The organism is Endozoicomonas sp. SESOKO4 (assembly GCF_024606275.1).
In genome coordinates, this window is sequence record NZ_JAHHPS010000211.1 from 1 (window position 1) to 18,679 (window position 18,679).

Genomic DNA, 18,679 nt, shown 5'->3' on the forward strand with positions numbered 1-18,679 from the left:
TCTTGGTCGCGATGTGTCCCTGATCGTGGTAGAGCGAGATGACGGCATCAAACTGTCCATTCAGAGCCTGATAAAACACTGAGTCGGCAGGCAAGGGGCCCGACACGTTGAATCCAAGTTGTTGCAGTTTACGGACAGCGGGCCAGATTTCTTCTTGTTCTTCATGTCCAAACAGTCCGTTATCTCCACAATGAGGATTTAACCCTGCTATAGCCAGGTGAGGGGCCTCAATACCCAGCGATTTCAGGGCATCAACCGCGCTTTCAGCACATTGAATCAGGTTCTTTTGAGTAACGAAGTCACACGCCAGCCTGAGAGACAAATGTCGTGAGAGAAAAAATACTTTCAAGCCTGCAACCTCAAACAAAGTGAGTGGGTGTTTGCTGTCTGTCAGATCGGCAAGAATTTCGGTGTGTCCTGTTTCTCTGATATTTGCTGCGTCCAGAGACATCTGTTAATGGGAGGCGTTACAAGAGCGTGGGCTTCTTTGTCCAGAGCCAGTTGAGTTGCGAGTTGAATACAGTCGTAGGCCATCTTTCCTGCGGCAGCGGAAACCTTGCCCAGCTCGAAAATTTGGCGGGGGTTGGGAGGCTCAAGGACATTGAGAATACCCGTCCGGGGATCAATATCTGCACAGGTCTTCACAGACTTGATAGTAAGGGGCAAATTGCAGGACGAGATAGTTTGCTGAAGGATCTCCACATAGCCGACGACCAGTAATCGAGAGGCATCGGAAAAGTCATTGGCTGAAAGTGCTTTTATCAGGACTTCCGGGCCGATTCCGGCCGGGTCGCCCATTGGCATACTGATCAGGGGTTTCATTACTCACAGCAACATCTGGCTGGTCTCAACCTATTTTATAGCTGTGAGTTTAGAAGATGTCACCACGCCAAAGAAGCTGTCGCAAAAGGTGTGATGAGATGCTGTCGCATCATCAGGAGCGGATAATATGACCGCCTGATTCCCTGATGGCCGCCAGACTCTCGTCATCGAAACGGCTGTCCGTGATAATGGTATCCAGCTCATCCAGCTGACAGATAGTCTTCATGCTGGAAGCTCCGAACTTGCTGGAGTCTGCCAGCAGAACACTGCGGGTTGCACGTTCCAGCATCTTGCGACGAATAAAGTAATGGTCGGTAGAGGCAGTGGTCATACCGTGTTGCAGACTCCAGCTGTTGGTCGCCAGAAAAGCAATGTCTGCGTTAATGCTGTCCAGGAAAGACAGGGCGGTTGTGTCACAGTGAGCCTTGGTAATGGCGCTGACCAGACCTCCCGTGGTGTAGACCCTGGCGGTGGAGGAGTCTGAAAGTTGCAGAGCGATCTTCAGGTCCGGGGTCACAATGGTGACCTTCATGCGCATCATCAGTTTGGCCAGGGCCATGGTGCTTGTACCGGCATCCAGCAGAATGATCTGTCCTTCCTTGACCAGCTTGAGGGCCTCGTGAGCAATGGACTTTTTCTCTTCAATGTTGACAGCGTTCTTCTTTTCGTAGGGGATATCTTCCATCAGGAAGCTTTTGGATACTGCACCGCCATAGGTGACGCGCAGTTTGTCCTCCTGCTCCAGAGTGCGTATATCGCGACGAATAGTCATCTGGGAAACATCGAATTTCTCCGCCATCTCTTCGATATTGGCACAACCTTTTTCTTCAACGTAAGACAGAATGTGCTCTCGACGCTCAACGGGAAGCATACCTTGACCTCTTGAATCATTGTGTATCTGTTATTGACGCCTCACAGTGAACCGGGGCGCAGTACTGGTCCGTGCTGCCGATATAGAGACAAGGCAATCAGAACAGCTAAAATTCACTGGCAGATTATATGGCAGAATTTGTTCAGTTTCTTCCCCAGATATACCTGTATGGTTAAAAAAGAGACGAGTTTTGATTCAGGCATCAGGCTTTGTCCTGACTGTGACCTGATGATAAATACCCCGGTCTTCAGACATGATCCAGCCTATCGGCAGCAGGCTGCATGCCCTCGATGTGGCTGTGTGCTGGAGTCTCACCGCCCTGCAGGCATCCAGCGTTGCCTGGCTCTTGTTGTGACCGGTTTAATTCTGTTCATACCGGCCAATTATTACCCTGTTCTGTCCATGGACATTCTGGGGAATGTTCAGCAAAGCACCATTTCCGGAGGTGTTGTCGCTCTTTATCAAGGGGATTATGGTGCAATTGCCTTACTGGTTCTGTTGTTTGCCATTCTGATCCCTCTGCTGCGTCTTTTGATTCTGCTTCAGATCATAGTGACTAGCATCAAAGTTCCTGCCGTCAACGGCCGGTGGCGCAGGTTATCCAGAAGTCTGCTCAGACTGTATGCCCATCTGCAAGAGTGGGGTATGACGGAAATCTATTTTCTGGGTGCCCTGGTGGCGGTCATCAAACTGGCAGATATGGCCAGTGCGCAGGTAGGCATAGGCTTGTATTGCTTTGCCGGGCTGATGCTTTGTGAATTGATCATCACCCTGAACCTGAATGAACATGAGATCTGGACAATGCTGGGAGAGGATGAATGACTGCATCGGATCCGGATCAATCCAGCCTGATGTCCAGTGGTGCTGACCGTGGGATAAAACTGTGTCTGGATTGCCACAAGGTTTGTCAGGCAGAAGATGACCGATGTCCCCGTTGTGGCAGTAAAGTGCGGTTAAGAAAAAAAGACAGTCTGTCCCGGTCCTGGGCTCTGACCCTGACCGCCGGACTGCTCTACATACCTGCAAATATGCTGCCGATAATGACCGTAAGCCGATTTGGGCGCAGCAAGCCGGATACCATCATGTCGGGTGTTATAGAGCTGGTGCATCATGGTATGGCACCCATTGCTCTGTTGGTTTTTACAGCGAGCATCCTGGTCCCTCTGATGAAACTTTTGGGCATGGTGTGGCTGCTGGTTTGTGTGCATACACGAAGGATGAACCCGGGTCGTCAGACCGTCTTGTATCGACTGATTGTCTGGATTGGCCGCTGGTCCATGCTGGATATTTTTATTATCTCGCTGCTCGTTGCACTGGTGCAGTTCGGGCATTTGGGCACTGTGACGGCGGGTCCTGCGGCTTTTGCGTTTGCTGCGGTAGTGGTGCTGACTATGTGGGCGGCAATGAGTTTTGATCCCAGATTACTTTGGGACCGGTCAAGGCAGTTCAGTCTGAAAGGAGATCAACAATGAGCGATAAAAAGATCGCTGTGAACGCTGATCTGAAAGAGCGTCGTCGTGTTCCAGCCATCTGGCTGCTGCCTGCCATTGCTTTGATGATCGTTGCCTTTCTGATCTGGAGAACCCTTTATCAACACGGTCTGGAAGTTCACGTTCACTTTGACAGCGCCAAAGGCATGCAGGTGGGCAAAACAGAAGTCAGGTACAACGGTCTGGCGATCGGTAAAGTGGCCCGAATGACCATGACAGACGACCTTGAAGGTGTCGATGTTGTGCTGGAAATGGACCGGCAGATGGAGAATTATCTCAGGGATAACAGTCAGTTCTGGCTGGTTCAGCCGCAACTTTCTGTAGCGGGAGTGTCTGGTCTGGATACTCTGGTCTCTGGCAACTATATCGCTTTTAAGCCTTCTGGGAAGGGTAGCAAGCAGCTGTCCTTTTCGGCGCTAAAGTCGCCACCCACGCCGGGCATTAACGAAGGTGGACTTAGCCTGATACTTCAGGCTGATGAGTTGTCTTCTGTGCAGGAGGGTAGTCCGGTTTATTATCGTCGTCTAAAGATTGGCGAAGTGACTCGTTACGCTCTCTCGTCCGATGACGAAAGGGTCGATATCCATATATACATCAAGCCGATGTTCAGACATCTGATTAGAAAAAATACCCGCTTCTGGAATGCAGGGGGAGTGGATATTTCCGGAAGCCTGCCCCACCTGAAGGTGAGAACTCAGTCGTTGATTTCCATGATTCAGGGCGGGGTTGCTCTTTACACTCCGGAATGGGAGGAAAAAGAGCCGGAAGCTTCCGATGGAGCCCGCTTTCCTTTGTATAACGATTATGATGCAGCGGAAGCGGGTATCCGTATTTCTATTAAGTTCCCTCTGGATGTTGCCCTTGGTCAGGAGAAATCAAAAATACTGTTCCATGGTATGGAAGTGGGCGTTATCAAAGATACGTCGTTTAATGAGGATTACTCAGCCATTATTGCCGAGGCCGTTATTCGTCCCGAAGCCGGGAACATTCTGGTAAAAGGTGCCCGTTTCTGGATGGTGGCACCACAAATAAACCTGAAAGGCATCACCGGTCTGGAAACCTTGTTGGCTGGCCGCTATATCGCTATGGATGTCAGTCAGGTTGATATGAAAAAAGCAGAACCGGAAAAAGAGTTCATGGGTCTGGCCAATAAGCCTCCGGCTTCACCCTCCTCTCCGGGCTTGCACCTTGAACTCAGGGCCGACTCTCTTGAAGGCCTGAATCAAGGGAGTCCTGTCCTCTACAGAAAGATGCCTGTCGGTGAGGTGGAGTCCTACTCGCTGGGAAAAGACGGTGTGGTGGTCAAAATATTGATCAAGCCTGAATATCAACATCTTGTGAATAAAAGTACACTTTTCTGGAATATCAGCGGTGTGACATTGGAAGGTGGATTGCAGGGGTTCAAGGTCAGGGCGGGCACACTAAATTCTATGCTATCAGGCGGCATTGCATTTAAAACCCCTAACCCTGATGCAGCCAGAGTTCCCAACAAAACCCGGTTTATTTTGTATGACGATATTAATCAGGCAAGCGAAACAGGCAAGTTCATACACATTCAGTTTGAATCTGCGGATGGCCTTCAGGTAGGTACACGACTGAAGTACAAAGGTTTGGAAATGGGAAGAGTAACAGAGCTTAATCTGGATGATGCCAAAAAAGCCATACAAGCCACAATATTGCTTAATGAAAGCGCAGATTGGCTGGCTCGCAGAGGTTCCAGATTCTGGCTGGTCAAACCCAAACTTGGCCTGACTAACACGGCTCATCTGGAAACACTGCTGACGGGTCTTTATATCAGCGTGTCGCCGGCACGCTCTCAAGCTGCTGCCAAGCGTGATGTTTTTGTTGCAGACCCACGAGCGCCTGACGACCAGCCTCGCTCTGGTGGTCTGCGTATTCAGTTGGTCAGCACTCAACTGGGCTCCATTAAACCGGGCAATCCCGTTTATTACCGGGAAATTCCGGTAGGTGTGGTCACCGGATTCAAGCTAGGTAACCCGGCCAACAAAGTCATTATTTTTCTCAACATCGAGGATCGCTACGCTCCGCTGGTCACCAAAAAAAGCCAATTCTGGAATGCCAGTGGCGTGGATTTCCACTTTGGTTTGTTCAGTGGTGCCAGCATTCGAACAGAGTCTCTCGAAGCGGTTCTGGCAGGTGGCATCGCCTTTGCGACACCAGAGCAGGGAGTTCGGGTTGCTCCGGAAACGTCGTTCGAGTTGGCTGACGAACCGAAGCCTGAATGGCTGAAATGGACTCCTGCCATTGTGTATCCTGAATAGCTTCAGACATGCTAAACGACTATTTGCATCTTTTTCTAATGCAGGCATCATAGGAAACTGATTAAACAATAATACTGACAGCAGGAAGCCATTGCAGTCTATTCAAAGCAGGTTTCCAATTATAAAGAAGAATACTGATGTACCTGCATACCCTCTCTCCCCGCTTTTCTGAGACAGATGCCCTGGGGCACATAAATAACACGGTTCTGCCCGTATGGTTTGAACAGGCCAGAGAGCCGATCTTTCGTCTGTTTTCTCCGGGTCTGGATACCGAAACCTGGCGACTGATCATTGCCAGAATTGAAGTGGAATATACAGCACAGCTAAAGTACGGGGCTGATGTTGAAATCAGAACCTGCCTTGAGAAGGTGGGTAATTCATCCATGTGTATCTATCATGAAGCTTGGCAGAAAGACGTTCTGGCGGCACGAGGCAAGGCAGTGTTGATTCACTATGATTATCAGGCCGGGAAAGCTTCTCCCATCCCTGAAGATATCCGACAAGCGTTGTCAGAGCAGTCCGGTAATGGCTGATGTCCTTGAAATCAGGGCCGGTTCCGGGGCTCTGGCAAAAATACGAGATGAAGGTCTTCCTCAGTCCGGTATTGATGTCATGCTGGGGGCTTCGGGCGGTCCTAAATGGTTCGTGCTAACAGGTCTGGACAAGTGTCTGATAGGAGAATACTTCAAAGACAGGCAGCAACCCCTGAACCTTCTGGGTACCTCAGCGGGAGCCTGGCGTCTCAGTTGTTATGCTCAGGCAAATGCCCGGGAGGCCCATCACCGACTTGAGCAGGGTTATTTGCTGACGGAGTATTCAAGCAGGCCTGATGCCGGGGAGGTCAGTCGAAAGTGCCGGGTTCTGTCTCGGGACATGCTTGGGGAAAATGGAGCAAACGAGATTGTTGCCAACGAAATCATGCAGTTTAACCTGATCGCCGTTAAGAGTCGGGGGCCTATCAAAAGCGATGTGAACTGGAAACAGCTCTCGGGACTCAGCCTTGCAGCTATCAGCAATGCCATCAGCCGCAAAACACTGGGGGCTTTTTTTACCATTCAATGGAGTCAGCACAACAAACGTCTACTGACTCCTGAACTTGTGATGATTGCACTTATTGACTTATTCCACCATCAGTGGCGATTACGCTGACGGGAAGGCCAGGATTAATCCGATCTCTGAGATTGAGTCTACACAATGGGTGATATTCGTCATCCTGAATAACATAGGTTCGAGGGGTTGTAAAAAGGTGTAAAGATAAATCTGCATTGTGCTCGTTTTCACTGACTACATTCATAACGGCTGTGAGTACATTCATTAAGTTATGTTGTTTAAAACGCACTGGCAGGGGCAGGTTTTGTTCATTGATATCCATTGTCGGGGTTCCCCATACCAGATGAATATACGTAGAATCTGTTTGACCGTCACCGCTGCAAAGGCTGCACCCAGTGAAGGCATCCGGAATAATAGCTGCAAGCATCACCGGCGTGACTGTGCTCGCGGCAGCCTGATTACCCCCATCGGCCACTGCCATTCGGGTAATGATCAGCTGTATCAAATTTCCTTCCTGAATAGTTTGAAAAACAGAAGTGAGATCGATCATCAGTGAGGCGTTCTGAAACTCAGCAGTGAGCAGGTGAAACATTCCCATATCTGACAGATCCGGCCATTGGGATGAGTCTATTTTCGCGGCTCTTTCTTGAGTCAGAGTTTCTACCCTTTCATGGATTGGGGACTTCATTACATGGATTGGGTGATTTATTACTATTGGCCATTCGGCTCCGGCTCCTGCTCTGCGCGCTGCCAGAAACATTTTTTTCAAGAACTCCATCTGCTTTTGCTTTTGCTCCACCATCTCAAATAGCTTTGGCAGACGCTCCCTATCCCCCTCGTCCAACTTAAAATTTACATGATCTAACCCCCTGAGATTGGCCACATCCACCAGATTAGAAGCAATCTGCTCAGCCAATACCCTGACACATTTATAGGCATCTGCTTCCCGCTCGATGGCATCAATAATCCTGCGTACGACTTTAACATGAACAATTAACGCATCATTATTTTCATCCTTCTCTACCGTCAAGAACCTATAGGGTAAGAGATAACCCTCATCGGGATCAGGTGTCTCAGAGCTCGTTGCTCCGGTGGTGTTTTTTGCTGCAGAGCTTTCCAAATCTTCATCAGCGCAGGATGACGAACCAGGTGGTGGAGAAGTAGAATTCCCGGAATCACAGGTTCGGCAGAACAGCTCTTTGCCGCAACGCTCACAGGTACAGGGGGCAGCCAGCACTTTCACACTAAGCAACAAAACAAATAAAGAAAGCCATCTCGATGGATGAATAACATAACCATGCATATCTCAATCCGTCCTTAATAAAAAAACGAATATGAGCATAGACTAAAATTTTGCACTGCCCGCCAACAGAATTCATAGAGAGAGGCAAGTCCCACACTACTCGATCATATGACAAGCTCGTCCGGGATCAGAGGTCAGTTCATGATGCGTTCAAATCGCATCGTCAGAATCAGTAGAGTAAACGTCTTCTGACTTATAAGTCAGTGATGATTGCACTGAATGTATTAATTCGACAATACTGTGCGCAGTCAAAAGGACTTATCAGTGGCAAAGCCGCCAAGAAAAGGATCAGGATTAATCGAATGTTCGATATTGATCGTTGATGGTAGAGGATCTTCGATGTCCTGAATAGACATTTGAGGGCTCAGAAAAAAGTGTAAAGATAAATGAGCATTGCGCCGTCTTTTACCGAGCGCCTGCATAATGGCTGTAAGTACGTTCATTAAATTATCCTGATTAACATGCACTGGCAGCCGCCCAATTAGCAGGTGCATATCCGTAGACTCTGTATGACCGTTCATAGCAGGGTCCGGAATAATAGCTCCAAGCAATATCGGCTTAACTGTGGCGGCGGCAGCCTTGTTGCCCTCATCGGCCACTACCATTCGAGTAATGATCAGCTGTATCATATTTCCTTCCTGAATAGCCTGAAAAACTGAAGTAAGATCCATCATCAGTTGGGAATTCTGAAACTCAGCACTGAGCAGGAGAGTCATTCCCATATCTGACAGGTTCGGCCATTGAGAGGGGTCTATTCTCGCAGTTCTCTTATGAGTAAGGGCTGTTGCCTTTTTGTGGATTGGCATCTTTTTTATCTGCAGGGCTCCTGCATTAAGCTGTGCCTGATGCAGTTCTTGCAATCTCTCCAACTGACTGTGAGCCCCCTTCTTCATCTGTTTTTGAAAGCGACGCATAAAAAATTTCAGGGACTTATGCAGGTTTTGAGGATCCCGCCTCTCCATTTTCTTTTGACAGTGATGCTCCCCCTCCAAACTAACATCCAATTCATTCACATCCATGTCTTCAGCAATCTCGGTCATATTCAGAGCAAGTATCTTGGCAACTGCCCTTGCATATGCATTGCCGTCTTCCCGCTCAAAAGCATCCAAAGTCTCGTCACTAACTTGAATTCGAGCCTTCAATGAACCTTCATTTTCATCCTTCGTTAACCAGATCCCATAGGGTGACGGATCTAACTTGGGGGGAACAGGTATCTCATCGTTCGTTGCTCCGGTGGCGTCCTTTTTGGCTGCAGAGTTTTTCAAACCTTCATTAGCGGGGGATGACGGACTGGAAGCCAGAGAAGTAAGCTTCTCGCAATCACAGGCTTGGCACAACATTTGCGGATCCTTACCGGGCTCATTCTCTTTACCGCAATTCTTACAGGGGCTAGCTGACACTTTTAGGCTAAACAACAAAATAAATAAGAAAAACCATCTCGCCAGATGAATAAAATAATGCCGCATATCTCAATCCGCCCTTAATCAAAAGCGAATATGAGCATAGACTAAAATCTTTCCCTGCCAGCCAGAATATGTCTCAACGAAAGGCAAGACCCGCCCGGCCCGATGATATGTCGGGGCCATGAAGGATCAGGGTTCATTCCATGATGCGGTTCAATCGCAACATCAGAACCAGCAGTCTGGCCGTTTAAAACTTTTCAACCTGAAGCGCTGATTTGAGGACGTCTTCAAAAATCACAACCCGGCTGCAAGCTTTTATCCCTCACAACGCAGGAGATACCCATCATGAATCAATTAACAAAGCACTTCCCGCGTCACCTGAGAACAGCGGCAAAAAATACATCCTCGGGCTGATCAAATACTGTTTGTGGTCAAAAGACCTTGTCGAAGGCAAATCCGCCAAGGGAAGGATTAAGATTAATTGAATTTTCGATATTGAACGTTGATGGTAGAGGATCTTCGTTATCGTGAAGATACGTTGGAGGGCTCAGAAAGAAGTGTAAAGATAAATGAGCATTGTGTTTGTTTTCACCGAGTGCCTTCATCATGTCTGTGAGTACGTTTTTTAAATTATCTTGATTTACTTGCACTGGCCGGGTTCCCGTGAGCAGGTGCATATCTGTAGACTCTTTATGACCGTCCATAGCAGGGTCTGGAATAATAAAGCCAAGTATCATCGGCGTAACTGTACCTGCAGCAGCCTGACTGCCCTCATCTGCTGCCACACTCTGAGTAATGAGCAGCTGTATCATATTTCCTCCCTGAATAGCCTGGAAAACTGAGGTAAGATCCATCATCAGTTGAGAATTCTGAAACTCAGCACTGAGCAGATTAGTCATTCGCATATCTGACAGGCTCGGCCATTGAGATGAGGCTATTTTCGCCGCTCTCTCATGATTAAGAGCTATTAGCTTTTCATGAATTGGCATCTTTTGTGTCTTCAGAGCGCCTGCATTGAGCTGTGCATGGTACAGTTTTTGCGACTTTTGCAACATCTTCAACTGCTTTAGTTGTTGTTCCACCATCTTCAACAACTTCTGCAGATGATGACTCTCCTCCAGCTTAACTTTCAGATGACTCACCTTCATGTTTTCATCAATCTCCATCAGATCCTGAGCAATAACCTTGGCAAGCACCTTAGTAAATGCATCGCTATCTTCCCGCACATCGCCATCAACAACCATGTCACTGACATGAATTCGAGCCATGTCATTGACGCGAATTTGAGCCATCAACTCATCATCATTTTTACCCTTCGATAACGAGATGCTATAGGATGACGGAGCTACCTTGGGAGAAGGTGTGATGGAGTTTATTGTTTCGGTGGCGTTCTTTCGAGCTGCAAAGTTTTTCAAACTTTCATTATCGGAGGATGACGGGCTGGGAGGTGGAGAAGTAAACTTCAATGAGTTACAGGTTTGGCAGAACATTTGCCCATCCTTACCGGGCTCACTCTCTTTGCCGCAATGCTTACAGGGGTTGGCCAGCACTTGTGGACCCGATAACAAAACAAATAAAAAAAGCCATCTTGATTGATGAATAAAATAATGACGCATAGCTCAATCCGTCCCTAATAAAAAACGAATATGAGCATAGACGAAAAATTTGACCTGCCAGCCCGAAAATTTCTTCAAAGAAGGGCAGATCCCCTCCAACCGGATGAGGCTCTAAGTCAGTGGCCGACAGATGGTTGGGCAGTTTAATTTCACTTCAGGAGTGGCTGGAGAGTAGTCCAGATATTTTTGAGCAGTTTTGGTTGTGCGCCGGCGCTTGGGTGGATGCCATCAGGCTGATTCAAATTACTGTTTCCTGCAACACCCTGAAGAAAGAAGGGTACAACAGTCAGGTTGTAGGTTTTGCCCAGTTCCTGAAAAATGTTTGTAAATTTACGGGTATAGATTGGTCCGTAATTGGGAGGAATCTGCATCTCAAACAGGACGGTTTTGACGTTATTGGCCTGGGCCATTTCAATCATTTTTTCAAGGTTCTGTTTCGTGCTCTCCAGAGAAGTGCCCCGAAGCCCGTCGTTTGCCCCCAATTCCAAAAGTATGAGCTTAGGCTTATATTTATCTAGTGTCGTTTTTAGCCGACTCAGGCCTCCCGCTGTTGTCTCGCCACTGATACTGACATTGACCACTTTCCAGTCAGGGTTGGCTTGTTGCATTTTTTGCTGTAATAAATGAACCCATCCTTGATTAATTTCAATACCATAAGCCGCACTGAGACTGTCACCATAAACCAGCAGGGTTTTCTCGGCTGCGGATGTATTCCAGCTCAGGGTGAGAGATCCGATAAACAGCCATGAGCGTATAGAAAGCCATGAGAAAAAAAGACTATTTTGTGTCATCCTCGAATATGAACGCGGGTAAAACGCACTATTTTTCACAGAAAAAAACCGCCCAATAACAATTAATTTATACATCGGCAAACAACTGCGTATGATTATTAGCACAGAATCCCCCATTGCCGTTTCGGCGCAATCTCTGATTAAAACAGTGACAGCCCGGAGTGGATCGCTCACCATCTTGTCCGGACTCGATCTCAAGATCAAGTCCGGGGAGTCTGTCGCCATCATCGGGACTTCAGGGTCCGGCAAATCTACTCTGCTGGGCATTCTTGCAGGTCTTGATCAGCCTACTCAGGGTGAGGTGGCTCTGGCTGGAAACCGGATTGATCATCTGGATGAAGACGCCAGAGCCCGGGTCAGGGCTGATCATACCGGCTTTGTTTTTCAGTCTTTCCATCTTCTGCCCAATCTGACCGCACTGGAAAACGTCATGCTACCCCTGGAACTGGCAGGAAAAGAGAGCCCCCAGACGCATGCCAGAACGTTACTTGAAAGGGTGGGATTATCTCAAAGGCTGACTCACTACCCCAGACAGTTATCCGGTGGAGAACAACAGCGGGTTGCCATTGCCAGGGCTTTTGCCGGGCAGCCAGACATTCTGTTTGCAGACGAGCCGACGGGCAATCTGGATGAAAAAACCGGGGAAAGTATCATTAACTTGCTCTTTGAAGTGAACCGGGAAAACAAAACAACCCTGGTTCTGGTGACTCACGATTTGCAGTTAGCCCGGCGCTGTCAGCGAGTCTTAAAGCTGACTCAGGGGCGTCTGGAAGAAGAGGTTGAACACTCCGGAGCAGCCAAATGAGTCGAAGTCTTATGCTCTCTTGGCGTTTTCTGGTGAGGGACTGGCGATCCGGTGAACTCTGGCTGCTGATGTTATCTCTTCTGATGGCAGTGAGCGTCAGCACCGCTATCGCGATTTTCAGCGACAGGCTACAACTTTCACTGGGTAGACAGGTAGCCGAGGTGATGGGGGCTGATCTGGTCATTAGCAGTCCCACAAAGCTGTCTGAAGAGGTGAGTCAGACGATAGCAAGCCAACCTGTTGAGCAGGCCACTGTTCTGGAGTTTCCTTCAGTAGTCATGGCTGGAGATCAGATGCAGCTGGTTTCAGCTAAAGCGGTATCCAGTAATTATCCCCTACGTGGGCAAATGAGAGCGGCTGATCAGCCTTTTGCACCGGATGAAGTGACTGAGGATACGCCTGACGAAGGGGAAGTCTGGCTGGAGCCCAGATTGTTTCCGCTCCTGGGCGTTGAAGTAGGCGACACTTTGATACTTGGGGAGTCAGAGTTCAAAGTCGCACGTGCCATCACTCTGGAAACCGATCGTGGGGGTGGTTTTTACAGTCTGTCTCCCCGCCTGATGTTCAACATAAACGATCTGGATGCTACTGGAATTATCCAGCCAGGCAGTCGGGTTCACTGGAAAACCTTGATTGCGGGCGAAGAACACCAGCTGACAGGATTCAAAAATAAGATTGAGCCCCTTTTATCCGACAGCGAAAAGCTGAATCTGGCAGAAGACGACCGTGAAGACCTGCGCAGTTCTGTTGTACTTCTAAGGCAGTTTTTGGGACTGGGCAGTATTGCTGCCATGCTTCTGGCAGGTATCGCAGTTGCCATGTCCAGTCGCCGCTTTGCCGAACGACGCTTTGATGGTATCGCTGTGATGCGGTGCATGGGAGCGCAGCAGAATCAGCTCATGCAGATTTTTATCGGAGAGCTGCTCTTGATGGCTATTCTGGTTGCACTACCCGGAGTGTTCATTGGCTGGTTGTTACAAACGGGAGTGGTCAAACTGTTGGCGGGTGTTTTACCCGTATGGCTCCCGGAGGCCGGTTCTATGCCCATGGTTCTGGGTGGTTTGACCGGAATTATTACACTGATTGGATTTGGACTGGCTCCCTTACTGAGGCTGAGGGAAGTTACGCCATTGAGGGTGCTAAGACGTGAGCTGACACCGTCTGCCGCAGGCGTTTGGTCAGTGTATGGGCTATCTCTGCTTTCCATGTTGTTGCTGCTCTGGTATCACACAGGCCAGTTTTTGATGACAGCGGGAATCATTCTTGGGGTCGGCACCGTCATATCAATAATCATGCTGGCGGTCAAAGTCGGACTAGCAAGCGTTCATCGTCGCCTTTCAGAGCAGCCCGTACCTATGGTCTGGCGGCTTGGTGTGAAACGACTGCTGCAGGAACAGGGACAAACATCTGCCCAGCTGATAGCCTTTACCCTGACGTTCATGGCTATGGCGTTGGTGCTGTTGGTAAGAACAGATTTACTGCAACGCTGGCAGCAACAATTACCTGAGAAAACCCCCAATTACTTTGCGATCAATATTCAGCCGGCAGAAGTGGAGCCCTTTCAGAACTTCCTGCAGAGCAATGATATAGAAGGAACGTCCCTTTATCCTATGGTTCGGGGTCGTCTGATTGAAATCAATGGTCAGCCGGCCAAAGAGGCTGTTTCAGAAAAGCAGAGGGATCATAACTCCCTGCATCGTGAGTTGAACATGACCTGGTCAGACCAACCTGTATCTGAAGCCGAGATAGTGGCAGGGGATTGGTGGCAACCGGGTGATACCGGTGAGATTTCCATTGAGAAGTCTATTGTCGAACACCTGGGGGTCAATCTGGGTGATGAACTGTCGTTCATGATTGCGGGGACGAAACTGACTGCCGAGGTCACCAGTATCAGGGAAGTTCAATGGGAGTCCTTCCAACCCAACTTTTATATGGTTTTGCCAGAAACTTCTCTGAAGGGGTTGCCAGCCACCTGGCTGAATAGTTTTTATCTGCCACCTGATGACCGGCTGGTTTTGAATGAACTGGTTCGACAGTTTCCAACCATCAGTCTGTTGGATATGGATGCTGTTATCAGTCAGGTTCAGATGATGCTTGAGCAGTCCGTTCTTGCGGTGGAAGCCATGCTTCTGGCGCTGCTGCTGGCGGGTTTGCTGGTACTGGCATCGGCTGTAGAAGCCAGTCTTGATACCCGACTGCGTGAGGGCGCTTTAATTCGATCTCTGGGTGGAAGCAGAAAGCAACTTGTGATCATGCAGACAGGAGAATTCTTCATTATGGGAGCATTCTCCGGCGTGATCGCCGTTTTAGGCACAGAACTCTGTAGCGTTTGGTTGAATGTTCAGGTCTTTGAGCTTTCCTGGCAGCCTGCTATCTGGCTCTGGTTTACGCTACCCATTATCAGTGCTTTGCTGATTGGCCTGTCAGGTTGGCTAGGTATCAGACGTGTGATCAGACAGCCGCCGGGTGCCGTTCTTAAGTAGCCGTCAAACCGCTTAAAAGGGTAAGTGGCCGGGCGAGGGTTATTTATTGAGGTGTTGGCTATTTTTTAACCAGCTCTTCAATGAAGCCGGATTCAAAGGCTGCTTTTCACTTATCCACAGTTCATTCAGGGGGTTGATAAGGGTTTTTGTGGAAAAGTGGATAACTTTTTTAACCAGAGATTTTTCCGGTTGTTGATGACCTCTGTTCAGAAGCTGGAAAATGAGTCGATTTTCTCTATGGGCAATTGTGATGACCATGTTACAGTGATTTTATGGGTTGCTTTCTGAAGGCTGTCTGAGTGACCCTCATCCGCAGTATTACCCAAGCCTTAAGACAGTCGTAAGTCTTCTGATGAGGAGTTCTGGGTGCCCTATAGGACCGAGGAGACACTTCATGACTGATCAGGAAGAAGCTTATCTATCCCTTTTGTGTCTGCGCAACAGCACTTTTCGAATTGCTCAGTTGTACTGGACCTATATCAGGCTTCGTTCACTCACAGGGCAGGCTCCTCCCATTCTTATCGTTATGCTCAGTGTTCTCTGGGAAAAGCAGCAGGGACTCCATGACAGACTGGTAGAGGCTTACCCGGAAGATATGGCTGCTGAAAAATGGCACGGACAGGATGAAATGAATGATCGACTGGGTGATATGAGCAGGGAGACCCAGGCAGATCTTCAGAAAATTTGCCAGACAGAAATGCAGATGCTGCAACTGGTTGGCATGATGATGAAGCAATAGTGATACCGCAGAAATAATCTTTTTTCGCCAATGTGGGAAAAGATTATTTCTGTATTGCAACCTCCTTTCCTTTCTCACTGGCAACCGCTTTATAACCTTTCTATAAAATCAGGTGCATCCTGTGGATAACTTGTTGGATAACTGTGTTTTTGCTGTGGTTTTTATGGTAGTTTTCCCCAATTACCTGTCCTGTGAGCCTTGCTAAATCTGAGAGCCAGCTATACTCCCCTCTCCTGAATTGATAGGGGTATTTATGAACCGACTCACATTTCCTCCTGGTAGCCTCATTTTAATGCTGCTCCTTTTGACGCCCTGGGCCAGTGCTTCTTATTGGGTAGGGGTCAGTAAAGCGGATATCACCGGCCCGGCAGTGGGCAGTGGCATGATGGGTTATGCCGATAGCAGTCAGATCAGTGCCGGAATAAATGATCGTCAGTGGGCCAGAGCATTTGTGGTGAGTCAGGATGAGAAAAGTCATCGTCTTGCCATTGTGGTCATTGATGCCGGAGCTGTTTTTGCCAGTGTTTACCAAGCGGTTCTCACCCGGTTGGAACAGCAGTTTGGTTCTCTTTATAACCGTCATAACGTCATCCTGACAGCGACTCATACCCACAGTGCAGCAGCCGGTCAGTCCCATCATTTTCTATACAATATGCCTCATGGCGTATTCGATGACAGGGCTTTTGAAAAGATGGTATCGGGCATTGTTCAGGCCGTCAGGATGGCCCATGAAGACCTCGCTCCTTCTGAGATCTGGATGAAAACCGGGTTATTGGACAATGCCAGCCGCAATCGCTCTTTGTCGGCCTATGAAAATAATGTGGATGCCAGCCAACAGGACTCTATCGACCGGATTGTTCAGCAACTCAGGTTTACCCGGGGTGGTCAACCATTAGGTGCCATCACCTGGTTTGCCACCCATGCAGTCTCCTATCCTGGCAGCAATCATTTATTAAGCAGTGACAACAAAGGCTATGCCAGCTGGGCTTTTGAACGTCATGCAAAGTACAACTGGGGAGTGGCTTCATTCATTGCAGCCTTTCCTCAATCTAACGCTGGGGATATGACGCCTAACCTGAATCTTGATGGCACCGGACCGGGTAAAACTCCGGATGAAAGTGTCAGGGAAATCGGCCAAAGACAGTTTAAAAAAGCCCTGGAACTGTTTAATGCCAGAGGCAGGAAAGTTTTTGGACCCATTGTGTCGGTGCAAAACTGGGTGGATTTTTCCAACTATGAAGTCCGGCAAGAATATTCGGGACAGCCAGAGCTGGTAAAAACCTGCAATCCAGCTATGGGGTATAGTTTTGCTGCAGGCACAGAAGATGGCCGGTCACCTTTTCTGGTGAGGTTAATACTGGGGGCTTATGAAGGCCGAAAAAATGAGCAATGGTGGATAAGAAAAATCACCGATTTTCTGACCTCTCCGTCAGAAGAAGAACTGAGATGTCAGAGACCCAAACCGGTCATGCTGTCATTGGGAAGTGAAAAAAACTTCCATTATTTCAATGATGTATTTCCCTCGGGTAACATGCATCGGGAAGTTATTAATCAGCCCTGGGTTCCCGAAGTCTTGCCTTTAATGCTGGCTCAGCTGGGGAATTTTCAGATTGCTGCATTGCCCGTTGAACCGACAGTCATGGCGGGGAGAAGGCTTCGAAAGAGGTTGTCAGAACTTTCCGGTATTCCCTTGAGACATATTGTAATCGCCGGGTATTCCAACGATTATGCCAGTTATTTGAGTACAGCAGAGGAGTTCTCTAAACAGCATTACGAGGGAGCCTCCACTTTATACGGTCCTTGGGAGCTGAGTGCCATGTTGCAGGCTTTTTCCAGTCTTTACATGCAATTGAGCAAAAAAGAGCCACCACCTGTGGATGAAGCGACACCGTTGGATTTGAGTTATCTGTACGACGATGTCCATATGGAGGATGTTCTGGAAAAATATGATGCTCTATTCGGAAAGGTGGTGACTGATAATCAGAGTAATATTCACTCAGGCCAGTCATTGAAGCTTCGTTACATTGCATCACACCCAAGATCGGGAATGGATCTTGATAGTTTTTTCTATGTGCAGAGGAAGGATGACTGTACAGGACTATGGGATACGATTGCTACAGATGACGACTGGACTACCCGGTTCAAATGGCAAGCTGGTGTTGCTACCGTCGAATGGACTCCTGATATGTACGACAAAGAAGGTTTGTATCGTATCCTCATTCGTGGTGAGTACTACAAGGCCGGGCCCAGGGGACGTCGACTGAAAAAACGTTATGAGTCTGTATCAGGCACATTCTATTACTCTGCTCATTATCCTGATACTGACACCCACTCCAGAGATTCATTCAACACTCTTCGAGGATCGGGAACCAACCGTTCTTGTGAAAAATGACATGAGCAAGAGAAGGGAAGTAGCTTATTTCGAGCTGCCACCTTTCAGCAGGTTTTTGAACTGAACAGCAAAATCCTGCTGATTTTCCTTCTTATCAGGCAGCAAGGGAGATTCGTCAAACGTATGAATCAGACTGACTTGCTGATTGGTGACTCCCAGCAGGATATCCTTTTCGCCAATTCGAATCAGACAGACTCTGGCCTGACTGGAAACCGGAATGCTGGAAACCACTTTTATCCCCTGACCTGCCGTGGGTGTGCCTATATTCAGTTTCTTCACGATCCAGGCCAGGGCAAAAATCAGCACAATGACAAAAAACAAAGGCGCAATGACCTGGGTGAGACTGAGGTCGGCAGGCCTGTCTACCGTTTCTTCTGCAAGAGCAAAGGCTGAAAAGCCGGACAGTAAAAGCAGACTGAGTCCGTGAGGATATTGTTTAAATCCCGGGTACGAACAAAGACTTTTCAGATAAAAAAATAGGCTTTTCACGCAGCCTCCTGCTTGCGCTGGGACGGTCCAAACACCTTTCATTAATTCTTATCATATTCAAGGCAAAGCGTGAAAAGCAAATTCCCGGAGGCTAGCAGCCTGTCGGACTTAAGGCTGTCCTACTGCGGTTGCAATAAATTGGT

Annotated in this window: 15 protein-coding genes and 1 pseudogene; 9 read left to right on the forward strand and 7 right to left on the reverse strand. The window is 48.4% G+C overall.

Annotated features, from left to right (window positions below):
- Window positions 1-822 (reverse strand): annotated as a pseudogene (locus KDK16_RS13495) (4-hydroxythreonine-4-phosphate dehydrogenase PdxA); the annotation flags it as partial.
- A 112-nt stretch (window positions 823-934) separates the two neighbouring features.
- Window positions 935-1,693 carry a DeoR/GlpR family DNA-binding transcription regulator gene (locus KDK16_RS04080; protein ID WP_257274781.1) on the reverse strand — a complete coding sequence of 253 codons (759 nt, stop codon included), beginning with the start codon at window positions 1,691-1,693 and terminating at the stop codon, window positions 935-937.
- 168 nt (window positions 1,694-1,861) lie between these two features.
- On the opposite strand from KDK16_RS04080, the gene KDK16_RS04085 reads away from it, so the two are divergent.
- From KDK16_RS04085 to KDK16_RS04105, 5 genes are all read left to right on the forward strand, one after another.
- Window positions 1,862-2,515 carry a paraquat-inducible protein A gene (locus KDK16_RS04085; RefSeq protein WP_257274782.1) on the forward strand — a complete coding sequence of 218 codons (654 nt, stop codon included), beginning with the start codon at window positions 1,862-1,864 and terminating at the stop codon, window positions 2,513-2,515.
- Window positions 2,512-3,165, forward strand: a complete 654-nt coding sequence (locus KDK16_RS04090; protein WP_257274783.1) for a paraquat-inducible protein A — start codon at window positions 2,512-2,514, stop codon at window positions 3,163-3,165. The genes KDK16_RS04085 and KDK16_RS04090 overlap by 4 nt, the downstream gene beginning before the upstream one ends.
- Window positions 3,162-5,465 carry a PqiB family protein gene (locus KDK16_RS04095; protein WP_257274784.1) on the forward strand — a complete coding sequence of 768 codons (2,304 nt, stop codon included), beginning with the start codon at window positions 3,162-3,164 and terminating at the stop codon, window positions 5,463-5,465. Before KDK16_RS04090 ends, KDK16_RS04095 begins: the two co-directional genes overlap by 4 nt.
- 137 nt (window positions 5,466-5,602) lie before the next feature.
- Window positions 5,603-5,998, forward strand: coding sequence for a thioesterase family protein (locus tag KDK16_RS04100; RefSeq protein ID WP_257254119.1), 396 nt, complete (start codon window positions 5,603-5,605; stop codon window positions 5,996-5,998).
- Window positions 5,991-6,614: a hypothetical protein gene (locus KDK16_RS04105; RefSeq protein ID WP_257274785.1), complete on the forward strand. Its 624-nt coding sequence runs from the start codon at window positions 5,991-5,993 to the stop codon at window positions 6,612-6,614. The genes KDK16_RS04100 and KDK16_RS04105 overlap by 8 nt, the downstream gene beginning before the upstream one ends.
- On the opposite strand, the gene KDK16_RS04110 is transcribed toward KDK16_RS04105, so the two are convergent.
- The 4 genes from KDK16_RS04110 to KDK16_RS04125 form a co-directional block, all read right to left on the reverse strand.
- Window positions 6,577-7,818: a hypothetical protein gene (locus tag KDK16_RS04110; protein WP_257274786.1), complete on the reverse strand. Its 1,242-nt coding sequence runs from the start codon at window positions 7,816-7,818 to the stop codon at window positions 6,577-6,579. The two genes, KDK16_RS04105 and KDK16_RS04110, sit on opposite strands and share 38 nt — an antisense overlap.
- A 248-nt stretch (window positions 7,819-8,066) precedes the next feature.
- Window positions 8,067-9,158, reverse strand: a complete 1,092-nt coding sequence (locus tag KDK16_RS04115) for a hypothetical protein (RefSeq protein ID WP_257274787.1) — start codon at window positions 9,156-9,158, stop codon at window positions 8,067-8,069.
- A 494-nt stretch (window positions 9,159-9,652) separates the two neighbouring features.
- Window positions 9,653-10,636 carry a hypothetical protein gene (locus KDK16_RS04120; protein ID WP_257274788.1) on the reverse strand — a complete coding sequence of 328 codons (984 nt, stop codon included), beginning with the start codon at window positions 10,634-10,636 and terminating at the stop codon, window positions 9,653-9,655.
- 350 nt (window positions 10,637-10,986) lie between these two features.
- Window positions 10,987-11,628, reverse strand: coding sequence for an arylesterase (locus tag KDK16_RS04125; protein WP_257274789.1), 642 nt, complete (start codon window positions 11,626-11,628; stop codon window positions 10,987-10,989).
- Between the two features lie 91 nt (window positions 11,629-11,719).
- Here KDK16_RS04125 and KDK16_RS04130 point away from each other — a divergent pair, with 91 nt between their 5' ends.
- From KDK16_RS04130 to KDK16_RS04145, 4 genes are all read left to right on the forward strand, one after another.
- The gene (locus KDK16_RS04130) at window positions 11,720-12,433 is read left to right on the forward strand and encodes an ABC transporter ATP-binding protein (RefSeq protein ID WP_257274790.1); all 714 of its coding nucleotides are present in this window, start codon (window positions 11,720-11,722) and stop codon (window positions 12,431-12,433) included.
- Window positions 12,430-14,916: an ABC transporter permease gene (locus KDK16_RS04135; RefSeq protein WP_257274791.1), complete on the forward strand. Its 2,487-nt coding sequence runs from the start codon at window positions 12,430-12,432 to the stop codon at window positions 14,914-14,916. Before KDK16_RS04130 ends, KDK16_RS04135 begins: the two co-directional genes overlap by 4 nt.
- Window positions 14,917-15,310: 394 nt before the next feature.
- Window positions 15,311-15,655 (forward strand): hypothetical protein, encoded by a 345-nt coding sequence (locus KDK16_RS04140; RefSeq protein ID WP_257274792.1) that lies wholly within the window; start codon window positions 15,311-15,313, stop codon window positions 15,653-15,655.
- 253 nt (window positions 15,656-15,908) lie between these two features.
- The gene (locus KDK16_RS04145; RefSeq protein ID WP_257274793.1) at window positions 15,909-18,047 is read left to right on the forward strand and encodes a neutral/alkaline ceramidase; all 2,139 of its coding nucleotides are present in this window, start codon (window positions 15,909-15,911) and stop codon (window positions 18,045-18,047) included.
- 24 nt (window positions 18,048-18,071) lie between these two features.
- Here KDK16_RS04145 and fliO read toward each other — a convergent pair whose 3' ends face one another.
- Window positions 18,072-18,536: a flagellar biosynthetic protein FliO gene (fliO, locus tag KDK16_RS04150; protein ID WP_257274794.1), complete on the reverse strand. Its 465-nt coding sequence runs from the start codon at window positions 18,534-18,536 to the stop codon at window positions 18,072-18,074.
- Window positions 18,537-18,679: the final 143 nt, after the last annotated feature.

What these genes read in the sequence shown, in the direction of transcription:
- KDK16_RS04080 (WP_257274781.1), bottom strand. Translation starts at nt 1,693, where the DNA reads ATGCTTCCCGTTGAGCGTCGAGAGCACATTCTGTCTTACGTTGAAGAA.
- KDK16_RS04085 (WP_257274782.1), top strand. Translation starts at nt 1,862, where the DNA reads ATGGTTAAAAAAGAGACGAGTTTTGATTCAGGCATCAGGCTTTGTCCT.
- KDK16_RS04090 (WP_257274783.1), top strand. Translation starts at nt 2,512, where the DNA reads ATGACTGCATCGGATCCGGATCAATCCAGCCTGATGTCCAGTGGTGCT.
- KDK16_RS04095 (WP_257274784.1), top strand. Translation starts at nt 3,162, where the DNA reads ATGAGCGATAAAAAGATCGCTGTGAACGCTGATCTGAAAGAGCGTCGT.
- KDK16_RS04100 (WP_257254119.1), top strand. Translation starts at nt 5,603, where the DNA reads ATGTACCTGCATACCCTCTCTCCCCGCTTTTCTGAGACAGATGCCCTG.
- KDK16_RS04105 (WP_257274785.1), top strand. Translation starts at nt 5,991, where the DNA reads ATGGCTGATGTCCTTGAAATCAGGGCCGGTTCCGGGGCTCTGGCAAAA.
- KDK16_RS04110 (WP_257274786.1), bottom strand. Translation starts at nt 7,818, where the DNA reads ATGCATGGTTATGTTATTCATCCATCGAGATGGCTTTCTTTATTTGTT.
- KDK16_RS04115 (WP_257274787.1), bottom strand. Translation starts at nt 9,158, where the DNA reads ATGTTGTGCCAAGCCTGTGATTGCGAGAAGCTTACTTCTCTGGCTTCC.
- KDK16_RS04125 (WP_257274789.1), bottom strand. Translation starts at nt 11,628, where the DNA reads ATGACACAAAATAGTCTTTTTTTCTCATGGCTTTCTATACGCTCATGG.
- KDK16_RS04130 (WP_257274790.1), top strand. Translation starts at nt 11,720, where the DNA reads ATGATTATTAGCACAGAATCCCCCATTGCCGTTTCGGCGCAATCTCTG.
- KDK16_RS04135 (WP_257274791.1), top strand. Translation starts at nt 12,430, where the DNA reads ATGAGTCGAAGTCTTATGCTCTCTTGGCGTTTTCTGGTGAGGGACTGG.
- KDK16_RS04140 (WP_257274792.1), top strand. Translation starts at nt 15,311, where the DNA reads ATGACTGATCAGGAAGAAGCTTATCTATCCCTTTTGTGTCTGCGCAAC.
- KDK16_RS04145 (WP_257274793.1), top strand. Translation starts at nt 15,909, where the DNA reads ATGAACCGACTCACATTTCCTCCTGGTAGCCTCATTTTAATGCTGCTC.